Genomic DNA, 20,299 nt, shown 5'->3' on the forward strand with positions numbered 1-20,299 from the left:
GACGGTTCTTTTCGACACGGTAGGGCAGCCCCTGGCGCTTTTCCCTTTACCTTTTTCGTCTGAGCACGCCTTTTCCTCTCGCAAGCCCGTGCACTTGGCGCATTGCGCTTTAGGTGTTCTCTTCATGACGACGTTGCCTCCCTTAGTGGCTGTTCTCTTTGTCCATAATGGTCCACAATGTCAGAAATGCCAGGTACACCTTGGCGATGTGCGCTATTTTTGGATCCTCGTCTACGACGAGAATGGGATAGAGCATGTTCCAAGTCTACAACACATAATTATTGCATGCAACAGGGCTCATGTTGATTCAAAGGCTGTTGGTTCCTTGTGTAACGAAAGTATTCGAGCGTGGTTGTTTGAAAATCCAGTTGACAAGACCGGCTGTTCGTATGAGAATTGAAACTGCAGCGCCGTTTGAACTAAAAAGGTACCTTATTTCCATGCGTCGGCGCGTTTTCCTGACCATATCATGTCTTTTTTACGGCGGACTTCGAACCGGTTTTCAAGTCAGTTAACACAAAGCTTGAGCCGGCGCAGCGCATATCGCGGGGCAGCTGGCCCCCACGACCCAAACAAAGCCGTAATTCACACAGGCGCTCTTCTGCCTTATAATAGAATTGAATGAATAGGATTTATCTATGAATGTGCTCGTCATTGATCGCTACACCCTCATCAGGCTCTGTATTTTCCTTGGGGTCTTCGTGATCCTTGGGATATGGGAGGCTTGTCTGCCGCGGCGGGTTTTACGGACCCCGAAAACCGTCCGCTGGTTTACCAATCTCTCGCTCACTTTGGTCAATAGTTTGATGCTGCGCCTGCTCTTGCCCCTTCCCGTGGTCGCCCTGGCAGTTTTCGCTCAAGCGAAAAGCTGGGGATTGTTTCATTTGCTCCACATGCCTTCGCTTCTCGTGGGCGCAATTTCCCTGCTACTCCTTGATGTGACCATCTACCTTCAGCATCTCATCTTCCACAAGGTTCCTGTTCTCTGGTATGTCCACGCCATGCATCACACGGATCTCGATATTGATGTAACAACCGGTGTGAGGTTCCATCCCATCGAAATCGTGCTTTCGCTGCTCATCAAGATGGGGGTCACTTTAGCGTTCGGTATATCGCCCGTCATTCTTGTCGCCTTTGAGGTGCTGCTCAACGCTACGTCCATGTTTAACCACGCAAACAGCGCTTTGAGTCCAAAGATAGACTGGACGTTACGTCTTGTTCTGGTTACGCCTGACATGCACCGTGTCCATCACTCGGTGATCATCGGCGAACGCAACAGAAATTTCGGCTTCAACCTTTCCTGGTGGGACCGTTTATTCGGGACCTATAAGGAAAAGCCTGAGGCAGGCCACGAGAGCATGGTGATCGGCCTCGCAAATTTCAGAAACCCAAGCTCTCTTTCGCTCCCCGCACTCATACTTTTGCCGCTCAGTGCCTGGGGAAGACTGTGATCCGGGACCTTACCTTCGGGCGAGCGGGGGCCATGCCGGCTCTCGCTCCTGCCACCATCAGCACGTAAGCACGCGCCTTTGGCAGGGCTTGCACGAACGGGCCACAAACATTATCTTTGGGACATGAGGAGAGGTTTGTATCTAACTACCTGCGGCCTTACGGGAGGTTCTTGATGAGTTCCGGACCGAACCCGCTCAGTGTCCCTATGAAGCTCCTTTTGGGTTTCATCGCCGGTTTTGCGGCCACGTTCATTTTTCATCAGCTGACACTCGCCCTGCTATTTCGAGCCGGGATAGCGCCTTTTGCGCCGTTTTCTATGGCCGTAACGAAGCCCTTCGGAGTGCCCACCGTAATTTCGCTCGCATTCTGGGGCGGCGTCTGGGGAATCCTGTTTGCCCCGATTCACGATAGATTCGCCCACGGAGCCTCGTATTGGCTTATCTCTTTTCTCTTCGGCGCAATTCTTCCCTCAGGCATTGCCCTTATTGTGGTGCTACCGCTCAAGGGGAGACCTATGGGTGGGGGCTGGCATCCACCCTTGCTTTTGACCGCCTTTCTCGTGAACGGTTTCTGGGGCGCAGGCACGGGGCTCATTATAAAGGTTTTGTGTAAGCCGTTTAAGAAATAGAACCAGATGGCCTCCGGGTCTACGTAAATAATCTCATCTTATGCGTGTGCGACGAAAGGGTTAACTATGGAGAACAGATGTGTGCCGAACCCGCCATCTCGATCGTGATCCCCGTTTTGGATGAATCCCAATTGATCAACGACCTGTTGGCGCACATCCATTCGCTTGACGGTAGCAAACGGGCAGAGGTTATTGTTGTGGATGGGGATGGGAGTCGGAGTACGTTGCAGGCGATCGCCGATGTGAACACGATCAAGATCGTAGCTTCGCCGGGGCGAGCTGTACAGATGAACGCAGGGGCCAAAGCATCACGCGGCCGGATTCTCCTTTTTCTTCACGCCGATACCAACCTGCCCGCCTGCGCCCTAAACCGCATCGAAGAGGCCATGGAAAGCGGCGCATACGTGGCCGGCGCTTTTGATCTCGGCATACACGCGGGGGGTTTTCCATTCCGTATTATCGAGCGGGTTGCATCGATGCGTTCTCGTATTACCCGGATCCCCTTCGGCGATCAGGCGATTTTTATCCGCAAAGATTACTTCGAAAGCATCGGCGGCTACGAGGAAATCCCTCTCATGGAGGATGTGGAGATCATGCGGAGGATAAGAAAAAGGGGAGACAGCATCATGTTCGTAAACGAGAAGGTCGATACGTCGCCCCGCAGGTGGGAGAGGGAGGGAGTTGTTCTGTGCACGCTCCGCAACTGGTTTCTCCAAATTCTGTACCTTTCTGGCGTCTCACCGGACAAACTCGGGAAGTTTTACACGCGGCAGTAAAGACAAAGGAGGGTTCGGGCATTATAGTTTCGATAGAAAGGCTTGGCGGGTCTTCTATGAAGGTTGTATCCACGGTCTCAAAAAGTAATGGTAAGCGATGCGTTATCGTCTTTGTCAAGGCGCCGAAGGAGGGCATGGTCAAATCGCGGCTCGCTGCGTTTCTCGGTGAGAAGACCGCTCGCGCGCTCTACCGTTGCTTTGTGGAAGATATCATAGCCACACTTAATCGGGGAGCCCATCCCGTTATCATCTATTTCTCTCCTGCTCGCGCGTTAGCGGAGATAAAGAGTTGGCTCGGCGTGAAGCGTCGTTACGTGCCGCAGACCGGAGATGACCTCGGACAAAGAATGAGGAACGCGTTTCTGGAAATGTTTTCCACGGGTATTGACTCGGTGATCCTTGTGGGTAGCGACATCCCGGATATCACGAAAGAACTTCTGGAAGAGGCTTTTGACTCTCTTGATGATCATGATGTCGTTATAGGGCCGGCCCACGACGGGGGTTACTACCTGATTGGCTTTAATCGGGGCTTCTTTCTTCCCGATGTTTTTGAAGAGATCGAATGGAGCACTCCACACGTCTTTGCAGAGACCACGCGGCGGTTGATCAAGCGAGGCTTACGTGTCCGCGTACTCGATCGGAAGAGAGATATCGATACTGTGGACGATCTGGCGGCTTATTATCGCGATGGAATCAAGAGCGGTTTGAAAGGCTCGGTGACCATGGGATATCTAGACTCCCACCGAGGGGATCTCTCACAGGTGAGGGGCTTCTCACAGGGGGTGACACGTGGCCATGAGCTTAAGGACCGAGTGATACGGGCGACTCCGGTAAGTGGAAAAGAAGGAGGATAAACTATGAATGAATTTGATAAAAGAGTGGGTGGATCGCAGAGCCAGGGACTATTTAGCCGCGCGATCGATATTTTTCAGGTGAATCTCGGTCTCAAATGCAACCAGCAATGCGTGCATTGCCACCACGAAGCGTCTCCTTCGCGTCTCGAACAGATGGAGTGGCAGGTAATGGAACTCATTGTCGCGGCGGCTCAGGGCGCACGATGCCAGTGTGTAGATCTCACGGGCGGCGCTCCCGAACTGAACCCCCATTTTCGTGATTTTGTGGACGCGCTCAGGGGTAAGGACATTCCGGTGCAGGTGCGGACAAATCTCACCGTTTTTTTTGAGCCGACTGCGGAGGGCCTGCCGGAATTCTTGAGAGAGCGCGAAATCAGGCTTGTGGCTTCTTTACCCTGCTATACTGAAGAAAACGTGTGCGCGCAGCGAGGAGAGGGGGTGTACGGGAAAAGCATCGCAGCACTTACGCGCCTTAATGCACTGGGCTACGGACTCGATCCGGCCCTGCCCCTCAATCTTGTATACAACCCCGGCGGGTCGTTCTTGCCTTATCTTCAGGCTTCCCTTGAGCAAGACTATCGGCGGGAGCTCAATGAGCGTTCTGGCATTCATTTTACAAACCTTTTGACTATCACGAACATGCCTCTCGGAAGGTTCCGGAAGGACCTTTTGAGACGCAACGAGGAATCGCCATATCTCGCCCTCTTGAAGGAGTCTTTTAATCCGGAGACCGTTCCGGGACTCATGTGCCGGAACCAGATCAGCGTGGGCTGGGATGGGACTCTTTATGACTGTGACTTCAATCTTGCCCTTGATATCCCGCTCAATCACGGCGCTCCCGACCAGATCCTCAACTTTTCTTCCGCTGCGATTGAGAAGCGTCGCATCATGACAGGAGATCACTGTTTCGGATGTACGGCCGGGGCCGGTTCCTCATGCAGCGGATCAATCGTTACCCGAGCGGCCCAAGGTCCGGAAGAATGAGGACAGTCCGGAGTTGGGGGGCATGACCAAGCACGCGGTAAAAAGGATAATACTTTCTGCCCTCATAGCCGGTCTTCTCGTGACCTTTTGGGTAATGGATTTCGGCGACTACCTTACCCTTGCCCACGTGAAGAGCTCACTCAAAGGTTTGAGCGTCCTTAAACTAGAACATTCGGGCCTCGTGATCCTCATCTATTTCACCGTATACGTTGCCGCAGCGGCCCTCTCTCTGCCGGGGGCGGCGGTTCTCACCATAATTGCCGGCGCGCTCTTCGGCTTTGCGGCGGGTACACTCATCGTCTCGTTTGCCAGCGCCATCGGAGCAACGCTCGCCTGTATGATTTCACGCTTTGTTCTGGGCGACTTTTTACAGGCGAGGCTCGGTGACAGAGTTACCCGCATCAATGAGGGAATCGAAAAGGAGGGGGCATTTTATCTGTTTACACTACGCTTGATCCCTGTGTTTCCGTTCTGGGTCATCAACCTGGTTGTGGGTCTCACCAGAATGCCGCTATGGAAGTTCTACTGGGTGTCCCAGGCCGGTATGCTCGCAGGAACCATGATCTATGTGAACGCGGGCAGACAGTTCGCCGGGATTCAATCTTTCAAGGGAATTCTCTCTCCTGGTCTGATCACCTCCCTCGCGCTTCTTGGGGTTTTCCCGCTGGCGGCAAAGAAATTCGTGATGTTCTACCGGCGAAAGAAGGGATCGGGTGACGATCAATAATGGCGTATAAGTGAGGAGGCTACTATGGCTACGTACGATTATGATATAGGCGTTGTAGGCGCAGGCGCGGCCGGGCTCACCGTCGCAGCAGGCGCAGCCCAGGCAGGCGCCAGGGTGTTGATCTTAGAGAGGGAAGAAGCGCTTGGGGGCGATTGCCTGCACTACGGGTGCGTACCGAGCAAAGCGCTTATCAGGTGCGCCCACGTGTACCATCTCTTGAAAAGCGCACCGCGTTTCGGTCTGCCTCAGGTGACGCTTAAGCGGCCGGACTTTCGTCAGATCGCTGCAAGGATCCAGTCGGTCATAGATGCCATTCAGAAACATGATTCGAAAGAGCGATTCTGCGACCTTGGCGCTCAAGTCCTTCTCGGTGAAGCAGTCTTTGAGGATGACCGCTCGGTGAGCCTTAACGGCAAACGATACTCGGCCAAAAGCTGGGTCATCGCGACTGGGTCGAGGGCTGCCATACCGCCCATTCCGGGACTCACGCAAACGCCGTACGTCACGAATAGAGAGATCTTCGGCTTGAAGGAGCTGCCTGAGTCCCTGGCGATTATCGGGGGAGGACCCATAGGGATTGAGCTGGCTCAGGCCTTTACGAGGCTCGGAACCAAAGTGACGGTGATCGAGTTTCTCGGGCAGATCCTTAATGCGGACGATCCTGACATGGCCGGCGAGGTTATGAACGTCTTGAAGACAGAAGGAGTGGAATTCCACCTCGACTCCCAGGTTGTGCGCACGATCGATACCGGACAAGAGAGAGAAGTCACCTTTAAAAAGAAAGACGAGGTGAGAAGCGTCAGGGCCCAAGTGCTTCTTGTAGCTACAGGCCGCAGGGTGAATCTGGACGGGCTTGGCCTGGAAAAGATCGGCGTGGCTTTTGACCAAAAAGGCTTGAGACTCGATGGAAGATTGAGGACGAGCCGGAGCAACATCTACGGGGCAGGCGATGTCACAGGCGTCTACCAGTTCACCCATGCCGCTGGTTACGAGGGGGGCATCGTGCTTGCCAATACAATATTCCACGTGCCGAAAAAGGTAAGCTATAGCCATGTTCCCTGGGTAACCTATGCGGACCCCGAGCTTGCCTCTATCGGGCTCAACGAGAAAGCTGCAAAGATGAGGGGGATCAAATATTCTACCTGGTCTGAGCCCTTTGAGATGAACGACAGAGGGGTCGCAGAGGGCGAGATAACAGGAAAGATCAAGATGCTTCTCGATGAAAAGGAGAGACCCATTGGCGTCGCGATCCTTGGCCCGCGCGCAGGAGACCTGCTCGCCGAATGGGTGGCTGTGCTGAACGGGAATGTCAGGCTGTCTACCTTAGCTTCAGCCGTTCATCCTTACCCGACACTGGGGGAAATAAACCGACAGGTGGCGGGAAGATTTCTTGCCACGAAAATATTCTCGGACAGGGTCAAAAAAGCACTCAAGCTATTTTTTAATCTCAAGGGAAGAGCTTGCGGCCCGGGCGCGTGAGCGCGGGATGGCGAAAGGGGTCCCGGCAGATAATGCGGGTTCAGTGCGATCCCGCTGCCTCTCCCCAAACCTCTTTCAATCGCTTATCACGACCGCAGTTATAGCGATAGAATTTGTAACGGAGAGGGTTTTTCTTATAGTATTCTTGATGATACTCCTCGGCCCGGTAAAATTGAGTTGCCGGCGTGATTTCCGTATAAATGGTCTTGAACTTTCCCGAACGGATGAGCGCATCTTTTGATTCTTCGGCAAGCTTTTTCTGCTCTTCATTGTGATAGAAAATAGCACTCCGGTATTGATTGCCTACATCACAGAACTGTTGGTTTGACACGGTCGGATCCACATTGTGCCAGAATACGTCGAGGAGCTTTTTGTAGCTCGTCTTCGATGGATCGTATATGATCTCGATAGATTCCGCGTGACCGGTTGAGCCCGACGAGACCTCTTCGTAGGTAGGGTCCTTTTTGGATCCTCCGGTGTAGCCGACCGTGACTGATACGACCCCCTGAAGGTGATCAAAAGCCGGTTCCATGCACCAGAAACATCCACCCGCAAAAGTAGCCTTTTCGAGTGTGCCGGCGCCTTGTGCCCCTGTCGCCCCACATACGGAGGCGAGAACAAGGCCGCTTCCAATAATCAGTAAAATGTATCCGATCTTCATGATTCATCCTCCCCATCTTACGTGCCCCATCCCCCGACAAAGGGAATGTATGAGCGCGAACCAGATGTTGTCAAGGAGGGTAAGACTGGCAGCATGTTATTTGCCGGCGTCGGAATCCTCCATTGACAAGAGTCGGGGCCGTATATAATTTGAACATGTAATGGTGACTCACCCATGAAATTAATGAAGATGATGAAGAAAATACTGTATGCGGCCGGAATCGTGCTCTGTCTTATGGTATGGGAAAAGGAGGTTTCTGCGAATGAGGGTTCGTTAAGGCACATAACAAACGGCGCCGCCACGGGTTCCGTGCAAAATAACGGGCAGATGCAAGGAAAGAACATGCAGAATTGGCGAAACTATAAAAAACCAGACGACGCCACCTTGAAGAAGATACTCACACCCCTACAATATAAGGTGACCCAGCGCAAAGGCACCGAACCCCCTTTCGATAACGAATACGACGGCAACCACAGGCAGGGCATCTATGTCGACATCCTCTCGGGCGAACCCCTGTTTAGCTCTGTGGACAAATTCGACTCGGGTACAGGCTGGCCGAGCTTCACAAAACCGCTCGAGCCCGGTAATATCGTGGAGAAGGTAGACAGGAGCCTTTTTATAAAACGCATCGAGGTGCGGAGTAAGCATGCTGATTCGCATTTGGGCCACGTGTTCAACGACGGCCCGCCACCCTTGAGACTCAGATACTGCATGAACTCGGCGGCGCTGCGGTTTATCCCCAAAGATGACCTGGTAAAAGAGGGTTATGGGGAATATGTAACACTTTTTAATACGAAGTGACTAAATTGAACGGTTGCAAGCCCTTTTCCCATGTTTCGGTCGGGAAAGCGGGTTTTCTGGCTAAATTTTGCCCAACGCGCGCCCCCAAATTGCGGTTCTTAAACATATAGAGTGCTTATGCCGCACCTCATCCGGCAGAAAATTTATCATTTTCTTTAACTATAAGAATTGACAAGGGAAAACAAAAATGATAAGAATATCTTTCTGTTCGGGAATTGTTGTCCGTAGTTTTGTTAAGAGTAACTCTATAGAGAACTGACATGAATGAAAACCTTGATATATTAAGGCACAGTACATCTCATCTCATGGCGCAAGCGGTGCGAGACTTGTTCCCCGGGGTCAAGGTGGCTATCGGCCCCTCGATTGAGAACGGTTTCTACTACGATTTTGATTACGATCCTGGTTTTACGGAAGAAGATCTTGAAAAGATTGAGAAACGGATGAAAGAAATCGTGGCCTCCGACATCCCCATTGAGCGAAAGATCATGAAGAAGGACGAGGCCATAGAGATGTTCACCGGGATGGGCGAGCCGTACAAGGTCGACCTCTTAAACGGGATGGAGGATAAAGAAGTGACCACCTACACCCAGGGCTCCTTCACGGACCTGTGCAGGGGACCGCATCTTACCTCCACCGGTCAAATCAAAGCCTTCAAGCTCCTCTCCCTTGCAGGGGCTTACTGGAGGGGCGACGAGCACAACAAGATGCTCAGGCGTATATACGGCACAGCCTTCGCCGATGAAAAATCATTGAATGAATACATGGCCTTTCTCGAAGAGGTGAAGAAGAGGGACCACAGGCGGCTCGGCAAAGAGCTTGACCTTTTCAGCGTGTCCGATGAGGTCGGCGCGGGGCTCGTTATCTATCATCCGAACGGGGCCCTGCTCAGATACCTGCTCGAAGATTTTGAACGCAAGGAACACTTAAAGCGTGGATATCAGTTTGTTTACGGGCCCCATATCCTGAAGCTTGACATGTGGAAGAAGTCGGGCCATTTCGACAACTACCGTGAGAACATGTACTTCACGAAGATCGATGAAGTGGAGTATGGGATCAAGCCGATGAACTGTCTCTCACATATAATGGTTTACAAGTCGCAGATTAGAAGTTATCGCGACTTGCCACTGCGCTACTTTGAGCTCGGTACGGTCTCGCGGCACGAAAAGTCGGGCGTGCTTCACGGACTCATGCGCGTGAGAGAGTTCACCCAGGACGATGCCCATATATTTCTTCGTCCCGATCAGCTTCATGAGGAGATACTCGGCATCATCCGATTCGTACAGGACGTGATGGCCATCTTCGGCTTTCGATTTGAGATGGAGATCAGCACGAGACCTTCTCAATCCATCGGTTCCGATGAAGACTGGGACCGGGCAGAGAGCGCCCTCAAAGAAGTGCTTGATACGGAAGGGTTGCCTTATGAGCTGAACGTCGGAGACGGGGCTTTTTACGGGCCCAAAATTGATATCAAGCTCAAGGATGCAATCGGTAGGAAATGGCAATGCGCCACAATTCAGTGTGACTTTGCCCTCCCTGAACGCTTCGATCTTACCTACGCGGACAGCGATGGAAAGCGCAAACGGCCTGTCATGCTCCACCGGGTTGTGCTTGGAGCCATGGAACGTTTCATCGGCGTGCTCATCGAGCACTACGGCGGGAAGTTCCCTGTCTGGCTCGCGCCCACGCAGGTCGTCATCATGAATATTACCGATGACCAGGGAGACTATGTTCGCGGTATTTATGATTCGATGATCAGTGAGGAGATAAGGGCCGAGCTCGACACGAGAAATGAAAAACTCGGTTTAAAAATCAGGGAAAGTGTGGTAAAGAAAATCCCCTATATGGTCATCGCGGGTAAGAATGAGATGGAAAAGAAATCCATTACCGTGCGACTCCGCGACGGCGGGGAATTGAAAGATCTCAAAGTGGAAGATTTTATCAAGAGGGTAAAGGAAGACAATATACTCAGGAGGTGAGCCTTATAGCAAGGGATACCGGTAAGGATACGATTAATGTAAATGAGAAAGTTCGTGCGCGAGAAGTCAGATTGATCGCCGACGACGGAAGACAGCTCGGCGTGGTATCGACTTCGGAGGCGCTGAGAATGGCAAGAGAACAGGAGCTCGATCTGGTCGAGGTTTCACCGAAAACAGTTCCTCCTGTGTGTAAGATCATGGATTATGGCAAGTTCAAATATCAACTTGCCAAGAAAGCCCATGACGCCAAGAAAAAGCAGGCCGTGGTCCATTTAAAGGAGATGAAGCTGGGTCTCAAAATAGAGGAACATGACCTTCAGTTCAAGATAAAGCATCTGCGCGAGTTTCTTGAAGAAGGGTACAAGATAAAGGTCATCATCATGTTCAAAGGAAGAGAGATACTCCACATCGATATGGGCGAAAAGCTTGCCACCAAGATCATAGAAGCCCTTAAGGACTTGGGGGCGATAGAACAGAGATCGCGGTTCGACGGGAGAAATATCGTGATGATTTTTGCTCCACTGTAAGACCGCGGAGTAAGAAACAGGACAAGGGAGGTATACATGCCGAAAATGAAAACCCATCGGGGTTTAGCGAAAAGGGTGAAATTAACTGCGAGAGGCAAAGTCAAGCGCGCGAAGGCCTTCCACAGTCATCTGCTTTCATCTAAGACGCCAAAGATGAAGAGAAGATTATCAAAATCCGACACGGTCCATCAGAACGACATAAAGCGGATAAAAGCATTATTACCATATTCATAGAAAGCATAGAGGTGTACAGAAATGCCAAGGGCAAAACGAGGTTTCAAAGCAAGAAGGAGAAGAAACAAGGTCTTGAAGCTTGCGAGCGGCATGACGGCCCGCAGAAAGAACGTTTTCAGCGTGGCCAAGCGCAGCGTATTCAAGGCGCTGAAGAACGCTTACAGCGGAAGAAAGCAGAAGAAGAGAGATTTCAGATCACTCTGGATTGTGAGGATTAATGCGGCTTGCAGGGCGAGCGGAATGCCGTACAGCAGATTCATCAATGGATTGAAGGTCGCACACATAGCCCTCAACAGGAAATCACTTGCAGATATGGCTGTCAATGATCCGGCCGGATTTGAGCAGGTCATCACCAAGGTCAGGGAAGCAATAGCCAAGTAGGGTGATTCTTGGATATCAGCGGGCTTAAGGATACAATCAGAAACGAGCTATCCACAGTAAAGAATATTGAAGACATCAAAAAAGTCAAAATATTCCTGCTCGGGAGAAAGGGTGTCTTTGCAGACTATCTTGATAAGCTCAAGGCCCTGGAGAAAGATTTGCGCAGAGACGCGGGCAAAGCGATCAACGATCTCAAGATCGTAACAGAGAATGAGATAAAAGAACTCGAAACCCGGTACGAAGAGCAAGAAAAAAGACAAAAAGAGGCGATGTCCTGGATTGATATCACTATGCCTGGTAAGACCCCTCTTATCGGAAGAAAACACCCCATTACCCAGACACTTGAAGAGATTACGAGGATATTCGTATCCATGGGGTTCTCCGTGGCCGAAGGCCCTGATATCGAGCGCGAATATTATAACTTCGAGGCGCTCAATATCCCGGCAGACCATCCCGCGCGGGACATGCAGGACACTTTTTATATCGCAAAGGGCACGGTACTCAGGACCCATACATCTCCCGTGCAGATACGGACCATGGAAGCACAACTCCCCCCGGTAAAGATTATTTCCCCCGGAGCGGTATACCGCTGTGACCATGATATATCGCATACGCCTATGTTCCATCAGGTCGAAGGACTGATGGTAGATAAACATGTCCGTTTTTCCGATCTCAAGGGAATCTTGACGATGTTTGTTCAGGAGATGTTCGGAAATGACACGCCTTTACGGTTCAGGCCGAGCTACTTTCCCTTCACCGAACCTTCGGCCGAAGTCGACATAGGCTGCGTTATATGCACCGGAAGAGGGTGCAGACTTTGTAAGGATACCGGCTGGCTCGAAATCCTGGGCTCAGGCATGGTTCATCCCCAGGTCTTCCGCAACGTGGGTTACGACCAGGAAGAGATAACAGGTTTTGCCTTCGGGATGGGGGTGGAGCGGATCGCCATGATTAAATTCGGTATCGATGACATCAGACAGTTCTACTATAACGACATCCGTTTTCTCTCTCAGTTTTGAGGTGTGTGATTGAAGATACCCTTTGAGTGGCTTCAGGAATTCGTGGTCATCGATATTGACCCCCAGGAACTGGCAAAGCGCCTGACGCTTCGGGGATTGGAGGTCGAATCGATTGAGAAGCTTTCCGCTTTTTTTGCGGGTGTTGTAGTAGGTGAAATCAAGAACATTGAAAAGCATCCCAACGCCGAGAACCTCTCGATTTGTACGATCGATGCGGGAAGCGAAGACCTGGTCATAGTCTGCGGCGCAAAAAACATTGCCAGGGGAGATAAAGTCCCTCTCGCTAAAGTCGGCGCCCGTCTTGCCCGGGATTTTGTAATCGAGCAGAAGAAACTGAGGGGCGTGGACTCTTACGGAATGCTCTGCTCCGAGAAGGAACTCGGTCTGTCTGACGACCACAGCGGCATCTTCATCCTCCCCAAAGAGGCGAGCGTAGGAAGTGAGCTTGCTCAGGAAAAATGGGTAAGCGACAGCGTGCTCGACATTAACGTGCCGCCTAACCGTGGAGATTGTCTCTCTGTTCTCGGTATTGCGCGGGAAGTTGCGAGTATCCTCAACCAGAAGGCCAAACTGCCCTCATTTAAGTTCGAATCGAATGGAAAAGAACAGGTCAAAGACCGGGTGGCCCTTGATATCAAAGACTTTGATGCCTGTCCCCGATACGTACTCAAGATAATCGAGGGTACCTCGATTATCACTTCTCCTTACTGGATGAGGAGCCGTCTTTTGAAATGCGGCATGAGACCGATCAGCTCTATCGTTGACGTGACGAATTACGTCATGCTCGAACTGGGCCAGCCCCTTCACGCCTTCGATTATGAGCGTATTCAAGACAGAAGGATTGAGGTGCGGCGGGCGGAACAGGCAAAGGTTTTCCGCACTCTCGATGGCATGGAGAGGAAGCTTGAAGCGGGAGATATCCTCATATGCGACGGCTCCGGGCCCGTGGCAGTGGCCGGCATTATGGGCGGCGAGAATTCTGAGATTACCGAAAGCACCCGGAACATCGCCCTGGAAAGCGCCTATTTCAACCCTCTGTATATCAGAAAGACCGCGCGGAGACTGGGTATACGATCCGAGGCCTCCCTGCGTTTTGAAAAAGGAATAGATATCGATAACGTCTTATTCGCTGCGGAGCGTGCTGTGTATCTCATGCGGGAAATTTCAGGAGGGGCGATTCTCAAGGGAGAGCGGGAGCTCTATGAAAAAAGAGAACCCAAAACAATGCTTGTCACCTATAGCGCTATCAATGGCCTCCTGGGTACGCATATCCGCGAGCAAGAGATTAACCGCGCCCTGCGTTCTATCGATCTGCACATAAAGGCGGAGGATGACGCCGGCCTCGTTGTGGCTGTGCCCCATTTCCGCCACGACATCAACGAGCCTGCGGACATCGTAGAGGAGATATCCAGGATACATGGATTCGAGCACATACCTGCCACGAGCCCGCTTACCGCGTTGCGATCTCACCAGAAGACAAAAAAGGATACCTTCCTTGAAATGACGCGAGACTATTTCCGGCTGGCGGGCTTTGACGAGATCATCAATTTTGCCTTTTTCAGCGCCAAAGATGCGGACAGCCTTTTGGTTTCCGAAACGGACGAGCGCAGACGCTTCGTGCCCATTGTAAATCCCATCTCCCGGGACTATAGCGTGATGAGGACATGTATGACGCCGGGAATGCTGAAAACCATTGCATACAACCTCAACCGCGGTGCAAAGAATTTGAGGCTTTTCGAGAAGGGCAAGGTCTTTTTCCAAGGTGAGGGTGACCGTCCCAGGGAGGAAACGGTGCTTTGCTTCGCAATGACCGGAAAGGAAAGAGATTTTTTCTGGAGAGAAAAGTATACAGACTACGATTTTTTTGATATAAAAGGGGTAATGGAAGGTATTATAGGTTCTTTCGGTATGCCTTGCGCGGCCGCGAGGAGCGGCGAGCCTTTTCTGCACCCGATGAGGGGCGCCGATATATATATAGACGATATCAAGGTCGGATGGATCGGCGAGATTCGGGATGATGTACTGAAAACCTTTGAAATTGAACAAAGTATTTATTGTGCTGAACTCAATTTTGATATAATCTTACATAAAGGGAATGTTAAGGTGCAGTACAAGCCGATACCGCGGTATCCTCAGGTGACACGGGATTTTTCGTTCTATATCGACGATGCCATCCCTATCACGTCACTTGTGGAGAGCATCAAGAAACTTTCACCGCTGATCACGTCGGTGGGCATATTCGACATGTTCAGAAAGGAAACGCGAAGTGTTGCCTTCCGGGTTGTTTTTCAGTCTTTCGAAGATACGCTCAAAGACGAAACGGTGAACGGTTTACAACAGGGGATCATTCAAGAACTTTCAAAAATAGATGGGATTTCCTTGAGGACATAAGGAGGGCACATGACCAAGATCGACATTGTTACAAATCTCTATGAAAAACTCGGGTTTTCAAAAAGAGAATGCGCTCACATCGTGGACAGGTTCTTTGAGATCATCAAGGATACCCTTGCGCAGGATGAGAATGTAAAGATCTCCGGGTTTGGAAATTTCTTCGTAAGAAAGAAAAAGGCTCGGAGGGGCAGAAACCCGCAAACGGGCCAGGAGATCAAGATTACCGAGCGCAAGGTATTGAGTTTTAGGCTGAGCCAGGTCCTGAAAGATGAGATAAATAGCGCAAGGCAGCAATGAACAGTAAAGAGATACCCGACAGAGTGTTCTACAGGATCAAAGAGGTCTGCAACCTCACAGGCCTGAAACCTCATGTGCTCAGGTATTGGGAACAGGAGTTCAAAGACATCAAGCCCGTGAAAAGCCCGACGGGTCAAAGATTATATAAAAAGAAAGACCTCGACATTATATTCACCATAAAGAAACTACTCCACGAAAAGAGGTTCACTATAGACGGCGCCAAACAGTATCTGGCAAACCACAAGAAGATTCTGAACGAGATACGTGAAGAATTGACAGAAATCGTAACCTTGTTGAAGAAGGAGGACAGGCAATGAGAAAATGCTCTATCGGATGTCTCTCGCTTATCCTTTTGATCCTTTGTTCCTGCTCCGCCGGCCCCGTCTATATTGCAAAGAATGAATCACAGGCCATAAAGCACGTGTATAGTGACCCAAGCCTGCAGAAACTTTACGAGGCGAACGTAGATCTCTTGGGAGACATATATGTCAGGTACTCGGCGTCCCACGTAGCCATTGTTCCCGATGGTATCGGGTTTACGCCGCTCAATGACCAGAACAACCAGAGGCTTCAATACCTCGCGGTAAATGTGAGACCCTCCGAGCTATACTTTGACGGGAGTTCCACCAAGGCTGAAAACAGGTTTTCGTACGCGCTTCAACAGGTCCCGCGCTATATGAAACTCATCAAGAGCAAAGACCTGGACAGGGAGGGCGTGCAAGGGCTTGCATTCGGTCTGTACTGGCCCGTGAGAGATTTTTCCCAGTGTCAGGAGTATGGCGGCTATATAGAATACCTCCAAGTCTACCTGGAAAAGGGTGACGCTCAGGATGTGCTTGACGGACGAAGGGACTATATAGACGCCCTTACGAACGCGGAGGTGATCACGAGCCTGGGACTTCAGCCTGCACGGAATGTAAGACCCGTCTTCTGATATCGCGTCTTTATTCTCCGCCGAAAATTCTCATATTCTTTCCACACGCTCCGTGAGGTCCCATCGAACGGAGGCTATCATGAATCTTTGTATGCCATATAAACAACGGCTATTCCGTTCGTGAGTCTTGAGAATGATGGTCTTGAAAATCTGTTCTCCTTAAGGATTGACAGAAGGGCATCCGGGGCAGGAAAGACCCGGATCGATTCTGCGAGATAGGAAAATGGATCTTGTGCGCCCGTAATGAGTTTTCCTAAAGAAGGCATGACCCTGAATGAGTAGAAGTCGTAAACCTTGCGCAGCCATCGGTTAAGGGGAAGAGAGAATTCGAGTATCATCAATGCCCCACCCCTTTTCAAGACCCGATAGCTTTCTCTGATGCCCATAACTGGATGGGCAAGATTGCGGATGCCGAAGCCTATCATAACCGCGTCGAAGACGTTATCGTGAAAGGCTATATTCTCTGCGTCTCCTCGCACACAGATGATCTTCCCCGTCTTTCTATGAGTTGCCCTTCTTTGCATAGCCTTTCTTATCATGGCTGGGTTGAAATCATAGAGGACGACAGGGCTTGAGGGACCGATCCCACCCGCTGCCAGGAATGAAAAATCTCCGGTGCCACCGCATAGGTCAAGTACCAGGGCCTCCCGGGGAAGTTGAAGAAGTTGCATCGCCGACTTTCGCCAGAGTACGTTAAGACCCAAAGAGAGCAGTGCGTCCGCCAGATCGTACGTGCCGGCGATGGCGCTGAAATGTTTCTGAATCATTCCGGTTTTCACACGGGCGGGCACGGTCTTAAAGCCGTAGGAGACGTTAAGATCATCCCGGTTCGTTACTTCCGCCATTCTTCTTTAACCTTGTCCCCAAAAATGAACTCACCCCAACCGGCATCTACGGCGAAATCCATGCACCGCGAGAAGATATGGTAATCCATTTCAGGACAGCGCATGCCTTTTTTCTCGAGAATTGCATCCGTCTTATCATGTTCGAAGACCCTTGCATCACGAATATATGGCCCGTAGGCGTCGATATAGTGCTCGAAAAGAGTTTCAAGGGCGTTTCTTGGCAGGCCGTCGAATGAGCCGGGGACCACGGTTCTTATGCCTGAGAGCCCGAAGTAACGCTCGGTGTATTCGATGAGCGTCTTAATTGTGGTGGTTCTGCTGTTGACGATATGAAAGACATCTCCCGTAAGGCATTCTTCCATGAGCGCCATGAAGACATGGATGAAGAAATCGATCGGTATAAGATTGATCCCGCCTGTCCCGTTCACGCCGATCCTGATGGGTAGATGGATAGAACCGTCAGCCTGCCTCTTTACCGACATGGCTTCGGCCTTCCTACCGCCGCGTTCGGCAATGTCCTTTTCGTAGAGATTCTTTAGAAAGAGCATTACCCGTATGGGATAATAGAGTGCGTTGAAGCTTAAGGTTCTTCCATCCCTCGCGCTGCCGTAGACGATTGACGGTCTGTATATGTTGAGTCTCATGTCTTTGTCGCGGCAAAAATCGAGGACTGTCTTCTCGGCGATATATTTTGTTTCTTCATACACGTTGGTAAATACCTCTGTTTTTACGAATCCCTCGCTCAAAGGCCCGCATTTTTTTCCCGCTACGTAAGCCGTGCTGATGTGATGAAAGAAGTGACATTTGCTCTCGGCAATCGTCTTAAGCAGGTTGCTCAAGTCTGTCACATTGGTCCTCTCGACTTGAGCACGTTTTCTTTCCGAAAAGGAGGTATCCGAGGCGCAGTGGATCACTTCGTCGATGCGGCCGGAGATGATTCTGCGGCGCTTTGCTTCCATGCCCAAATAGGGCCTGTCCATGTCGCCTTCGACGACCTCGAGCCTTGAGAGGCTCTGCTCCGCAATACCAAACCATCGCATCAACCTTTCAACCCTTTGCTCCGCAGTTCTCTCTTTATCGGGCCTTGCGAGAAGAATGACGCCGTATCCTCTTCTTAAAAGCTCGGCGGCAATGTGGCTTCCTATGAATCCTGTGCCGCCGGTCAGAAAAAAGACCGTCGAGCCTTCTCTCCTTTTGTCAGCTATTGTGGACGTTGATATAATGATGCGAAGATCCTTCCTCTCACCTTATGAGCTTTCTCAGATATACAGGTACTGTTCCTTTCTCGAGCATCCCTGTGAGAAAACATATTTGAGCCACTTGACGCCCTTTGTCGTTGCGGCAAGGCCGTCAAGCAGAGGTTCTATCTCTACCATGGCCCGCTTAATCTTGTCAGCCTCGCCGGAATCGGTATGGTCGATGTAGTAATCGTATTCAAGGACAGCCCGCTTACCGAGATCGATGGGGGTCAGAAAGCCGTAGTCGTTATCGATCCCGTATTTTTCGGCGATCTCATGTAAGCCTTCGGTTATTCTGTGAATGACCGCTATTCTGTCCAGTGGGACGTAGAGAAGAAAGGCGAACATATGTTTGTGTCGTGCCATTCTGGAGCTTACGATCCTGAACATATTAAGCCACACAGGATCGGTCATTTCGGGTCTCGAATAGAGCTCACGGTAAAAGGCCCGAAGGTCCTCGTCAACAGCGTCGGCAATAGTCTCGGGCGAAGGCTCCAGTATCGTTTCCAGTAAAGGTTGCAGCTCTTTTTTGCAGAGAATCTCATAGGGGTATCTGTCGCTCTCAAGGCCCTGAAGAATATCGTTCCAATCGTCTTTTACGAGCATAGGCAGGCTGAGAGCTAACATCCTGAACAGGCTGCTATCGATAACGGGTACGGCCATCTTTCGCACTGCGTCACGGGCATACTGGTCGCCCGTGAGAAAAACCACGTATTTAATCTGCAGCGTCTCCGTCAGGTTCTCTTTGATCTTGTCGGCAAGCGCTAGCGACGGCGATATGAATGTGGCGAGAAAATGGCCTCCGAGCACACCGATCGCAAACCCTATCCGGCGAGCGGCGAGCTCGCGGGCAAGAGCCACGGCTTTGTCAAAGTCTGCGAACGGCACGAGAAGGCCCTCTTCATCCTCGACAAGGGGATGCATCTTCATGAAAACCTTTGTGCAAATCCCCGGCGCGGGCGCCCCGCCATTTTCAAAGGCAAACACATTCGGGGCAGATTTTTCATTGAGATGGAAGACATGGCCTTTGCTATCGATAAATTCGGCGTTCACAAAATTATCGGCGCCCACTCCATAGGCGTTGGCCCACGTGGAAAAGGTGCCCGTGCAGACGATATTCCCGCAGACCGTGGCCGCCGGTTCGGCGACGTTCACCCGGAAGCCCTGTTTGAACACCTCTTTCTGCAGTTCAAAGGAGGTTACCCCGGGCATGGCAGCCGCGACCCAGTTATCCCTGTCGATCTCGATCCCTTTCATCCTGATGGTATCGATAACGATGCCGTCGGTGAAGACAAACCCGAACACGCTTCCCCCGTTACCTCTCACCACGTAAGGGATGTCATTCTTGCTGGCGAAATTGACTATCTCAACGATCTCGTCTCGGACAGAGGGCAGGACCACCGCCCCCGGCATCTGCATCTGCGCGAGCGGAAAAGGATCGTCGGCATAGGTCAGAAGAATTGCAGGCTCATTTGTTGCCCACTGCGCCCCCACTATTTCTTGCAATGCCCTGACCGTTCGGTCCTCTTGCACAGGCTCTATCTTCCGACCTTCCTTTATAAGTGTGTCCACGTGTTCTTTCAAGGCCTTCATGACCGACATCGGGCGCATACCGGTCACGAAATGGCATTGTTTATCGCATATACCGCAGAGTGTACAGGTATCGGCGATATCGATAAGCCCTTCAGTGAGTGGCAACAGGCCACTGGCCAGGGCGCTGTATATGTCCATGCGTCCCTGCGGAAAGTAACTCACAAAGTGCTTCTCTTTTCCCGAGGGGCAGATTCCTGTTCCGAGAAAATCGATCTTGCACATGGCGTAGTGCCGACACTGAGAAGCCATCCGGAGCGCTTCTTCCGAGATCATAGTTCCCCCTTATGTTCTTTTGTACGTACTCCCCGATACGTAAGTATAATCACGATTTTATTGCGATGACAGGAGGCGTTCTTTCAGTAAGGTAAACCGTTGTTGTTGCTTGTTATTCTTGACGGCTATCGCGAGCGCCTTCATGGTGCCGATGAGGATAAGGAGTCTCTTTCCCCGCGTGATCCCTGTGTAGAGGAGGTTTCGCTGGAGCATAAGATAATGTTGGGTG

Annotated in this window: 21 protein-coding genes; 17 read left to right on the forward strand and 4 right to left on the reverse strand. The window is 51.2% G+C overall.

Annotated elements, in window-relative coordinates; translation table 11 throughout:
• Positions 1 to 638 precede the first annotated feature (638 nt).
• The 7 genes from VMT62_05060 (at position 639) to VMT62_05090 (ending at position 6,900) form a co-directional block, all read left to right on the forward strand.
• Positions 639 to 1,451, forward strand: a complete 813-nt coding sequence (locus tag VMT62_05060) for a sterol desaturase family protein (protein ID HVN95774.1) — start codon at positions 639 to 641, stop codon at positions 1,449 to 1,451.
• A 173-nt stretch (positions 1,452 to 1,624) separates the two neighbouring features.
• Complete coding sequence (locus VMT62_05065) at positions 1,625 to 2,080, forward strand: hypothetical protein (protein HVN95775.1); 456 nt, start codon at positions 1,625 to 1,627, stop codon at positions 2,078 to 2,080.
• Positions 2,081 to 2,157: 77 nt separating this feature from the next.
• Positions 2,158 to 2,856, forward strand: a complete 699-nt coding sequence (locus VMT62_05070) for a TIGR04283 family arsenosugar biosynthesis glycosyltransferase (protein ID HVN95776.1) — start codon at positions 2,158 to 2,160, stop codon at positions 2,854 to 2,856.
• Positions 2,857 to 2,912: 56 nt separating this feature from the next.
• Positions 2,913 to 3,710, forward strand: a complete 798-nt coding sequence (locus VMT62_05075) for a TIGR04282 family arsenosugar biosynthesis glycosyltransferase (protein ID HVN95777.1) — start codon at positions 2,913 to 2,915, stop codon at positions 3,708 to 3,710.
• Positions 3,711 to 3,713: 3 nt separating this feature from the next.
• Positions 3,714 to 4,694, forward strand: coding sequence for an arsenosugar biosynthesis radical SAM (seleno)protein ArsS (gene arsS / locus VMT62_05080; GenBank protein ID HVN95778.1), 981 nt, complete (start codon positions 3,714 to 3,716; stop codon positions 4,692 to 4,694).
• A 22-nt stretch (positions 4,695 to 4,716) separates the two neighbouring features.
• The gene (locus VMT62_05085; GenBank protein ID HVN95779.1) at positions 4,717 to 5,421 is read left to right on the forward strand and encodes a TVP38/TMEM64 family protein; all 705 of its coding nucleotides are present in this window, start codon (positions 4,717 to 4,719) and stop codon (positions 5,419 to 5,421) included.
• A gap of 24 nt (positions 5,422 to 5,445) precedes the next feature.
• Positions 5,446 to 6,900, forward strand: coding sequence for an FAD-dependent oxidoreductase (locus VMT62_05090; GenBank protein HVN95780.1), 1,455 nt, complete (start codon positions 5,446 to 5,448; stop codon positions 6,898 to 6,900).
• 40 nt (positions 6,901 to 6,940) lie between these two features.
• Here VMT62_05090 and msrA read toward each other — a convergent pair whose 3' ends face one another.
• On the reverse strand, positions 6,941 to 7,561 hold the full coding sequence (gene msrA / locus VMT62_05095) for a peptide-methionine (S)-S-oxide reductase MsrA (protein ID HVN95781.1): 621 nt from the start codon (positions 7,559 to 7,561) through the stop codon (positions 6,941 to 6,943).
• Between the two features lie 174 nt (positions 7,562 to 7,735).
• Here msrA and msrB point away from each other — a divergent pair, with 174 nt between their 5' ends.
• From msrB to VMT62_05145, 10 genes are all read left to right on the forward strand, one after another.
• Entirely contained in the window at positions 7,736 to 8,362 is a 627-nt protein-coding gene (gene msrB, locus VMT62_05100) for a peptide-methionine (R)-S-oxide reductase MsrB (GenBank protein ID HVN95782.1), read from the forward strand.
• A 260-nt stretch (positions 8,363 to 8,622) separates the two neighbouring features.
• Positions 8,623 to 10,338 carry a threonine--tRNA ligase gene (gene thrS / locus VMT62_05105; protein HVN95783.1) on the forward strand — a complete coding sequence of 572 codons (1,716 nt, stop codon included), beginning with the start codon at positions 8,623 to 8,625 and terminating at the stop codon, positions 10,336 to 10,338.
• The gene (infC, locus tag VMT62_05110) at positions 10,335 to 10,865 is read left to right on the forward strand and encodes a translation initiation factor IF-3 (protein ID HVN95784.1); all 531 of its coding nucleotides are present in this window, start codon (positions 10,335 to 10,337) and stop codon (positions 10,863 to 10,865) included. Before thrS ends, infC begins: the two co-directional genes overlap by 4 nt.
• Before the next feature lie 45 nt (positions 10,866 to 10,910).
• Complete coding sequence (rpmI, locus tag VMT62_05115) at positions 10,911 to 11,099, forward strand: 50S ribosomal protein L35 (protein ID HVN95785.1); 189 nt, start codon at positions 10,911 to 10,913, stop codon at positions 11,097 to 11,099.
• A 21-nt stretch (positions 11,100 to 11,120) separates the two neighbouring features.
• Complete coding sequence (rplT, locus tag VMT62_05120) at positions 11,121 to 11,480, forward strand: 50S ribosomal protein L20 (protein HVN95786.1); 360 nt, start codon at positions 11,121 to 11,123, stop codon at positions 11,478 to 11,480.
• A gap of 8 nt (positions 11,481 to 11,488) precedes the next feature.
• Positions 11,489 to 12,499: a phenylalanine--tRNA ligase subunit alpha gene (gene pheS, locus VMT62_05125; GenBank protein HVN95787.1), complete on the forward strand. Its 1,011-nt coding sequence runs from the start codon at positions 11,489 to 11,491 to the stop codon at positions 12,497 to 12,499.
• Between the two features lie 9 nt (positions 12,500 to 12,508).
• Entirely contained in the window at positions 12,509 to 14,890 is a 2,382-nt protein-coding gene (gene pheT, locus VMT62_05130) for a phenylalanine--tRNA ligase subunit beta (protein ID HVN95788.1), read from the forward strand.
• Positions 14,891 to 14,899: 9 nt separating this feature from the next.
• Positions 14,900 to 15,187: an integration host factor subunit alpha gene (locus tag VMT62_05135; GenBank protein HVN95789.1), complete on the forward strand. Its 288-nt coding sequence runs from the start codon at positions 14,900 to 14,902 to the stop codon at positions 15,185 to 15,187.
• Positions 15,184 to 15,504: a MerR family transcriptional regulator gene (locus tag VMT62_05140; GenBank protein ID HVN95790.1), complete on the forward strand. Its 321-nt coding sequence runs from the start codon at positions 15,184 to 15,186 to the stop codon at positions 15,502 to 15,504. Before VMT62_05135 ends, VMT62_05140 begins: the two co-directional genes overlap by 4 nt.
• The gene (locus VMT62_05145; GenBank protein ID HVN95791.1) at positions 15,501 to 16,121 is read left to right on the forward strand and encodes a hypothetical protein; all 621 of its coding nucleotides are present in this window, start codon (positions 15,501 to 15,503) and stop codon (positions 16,119 to 16,121) included. The genes VMT62_05140 and VMT62_05145 overlap by 4 nt, the downstream gene beginning before the upstream one ends.
• 77 nt (positions 16,122 to 16,198) lie before the next feature.
• Here VMT62_05145 and VMT62_05150 read toward each other — a convergent pair whose 3' ends face one another.
• From VMT62_05150 to VMT62_05160, 3 genes are read right to left on the reverse strand one after another with little or no spacing between them, the layout of a single operon-like run.
• Positions 16,199 to 16,966 carry a ubiquinone/menaquinone biosynthesis methyltransferase gene (locus VMT62_05150; GenBank protein HVN95792.1) on the reverse strand — a complete coding sequence of 256 codons (768 nt, stop codon included), beginning with the start codon at positions 16,964 to 16,966 and terminating at the stop codon, positions 16,199 to 16,201.
• Positions 16,954 to 18,192, reverse strand: a complete 1,239-nt coding sequence (locus VMT62_05155) for an SDR family oxidoreductase (GenBank protein ID HVN95793.1) — start codon at positions 18,190 to 18,192, stop codon at positions 16,954 to 16,956. The genes VMT62_05150 and VMT62_05155 overlap by 13 nt, the downstream gene beginning before the upstream one ends.
• Positions 18,193 to 18,225: 33 nt before the next feature.
• Positions 18,226 to 20,070: an FAD-binding oxidoreductase gene (locus tag VMT62_05160; protein HVN95794.1), complete on the reverse strand. Its 1,845-nt coding sequence runs from the start codon at positions 20,068 to 20,070 to the stop codon at positions 18,226 to 18,228.
• Positions 20,071 to 20,299: the final 229 nt, after the last annotated feature.

The organism is Syntrophorhabdaceae bacterium, assembly GCA_035541755.1.
GTDB lineage: Bacteria > Desulfobacterota > Syntrophorhabdia > Syntrophorhabdales > Syntrophorhabdaceae > PNOF01.

Bases quoted from the DNA above. Each gene is read 5' to 3' on its own strand.
- VMT62_05060 (HVN95774.1), top strand. From the start codon at position 639: ATGAATGTGCTCGTCATTGATCGCTACACCCTCATCAGGCTCTGTATT.
- VMT62_05065 (HVN95775.1), top strand. From the start codon at position 1,625: ATGAGTTCCGGACCGAACCCGCTCAGTGTCCCTATGAAGCTCCTTTTG.
- VMT62_05070 (HVN95776.1), top strand. From the start codon at position 2,158: ATGTGTGCCGAACCCGCCATCTCGATCGTGATCCCCGTTTTGGATGAA.
- VMT62_05075 (HVN95777.1), top strand. From the start codon at position 2,913: ATGAAGGTTGTATCCACGGTCTCAAAAAGTAATGGTAAGCGATGCGTT.
- arsS (HVN95778.1), top strand. From the start codon at position 3,714: ATGAATGAATTTGATAAAAGAGTGGGTGGATCGCAGAGCCAGGGACTA.
- VMT62_05085 (HVN95779.1), top strand. From the start codon at position 4,717: ATGACCAAGCACGCGGTAAAAAGGATAATACTTTCTGCCCTCATAGCC.
- VMT62_05090 (HVN95780.1), top strand. From the start codon at position 5,446: ATGGCTACGTACGATTATGATATAGGCGTTGTAGGCGCAGGCGCGGCC.
- msrA (HVN95781.1), bottom strand. From the start codon at position 7,561: ATGAAGATCGGATACATTTTACTGATTATTGGAAGCGGCCTTGTTCTC.
- msrB (HVN95782.1), top strand. From the start codon at position 7,736: ATGAAATTAATGAAGATGATGAAGAAAATACTGTATGCGGCCGGAATC.
- thrS (HVN95783.1), top strand. From the start codon at position 8,623: ATGAATGAAAACCTTGATATATTAAGGCACAGTACATCTCATCTCATG.
- rpmI (HVN95785.1), top strand. From the start codon at position 10,911: ATGAAAACCCATCGGGGTTTAGCGAAAAGGGTGAAATTAACTGCGAGA.
- rplT (HVN95786.1), top strand. From the start codon at position 11,121: ATGCCAAGGGCAAAACGAGGTTTCAAAGCAAGAAGGAGAAGAAACAAG.
- VMT62_05135 (HVN95789.1), top strand. From the start codon at position 14,900: ATGACCAAGATCGACATTGTTACAAATCTCTATGAAAAACTCGGGTTT.
- VMT62_05140 (HVN95790.1), top strand. From the start codon at position 15,184: ATGAACAGTAAAGAGATACCCGACAGAGTGTTCTACAGGATCAAAGAG.
- VMT62_05145 (HVN95791.1), top strand. From the start codon at position 15,501: ATGAGAAAATGCTCTATCGGATGTCTCTCGCTTATCCTTTTGATCCTT.
- VMT62_05150 (HVN95792.1), bottom strand. From the start codon at position 16,966: ATGGCGGAAGTAACGAACCGGGATGATCTTAACGTCTCCTACGGCTTT.
- VMT62_05160 (HVN95794.1), bottom strand. From the start codon at position 20,070: ATGATCTCGGAAGAAGCGCTCCGGATGGCTTCTCAGTGTCGGCACTAC.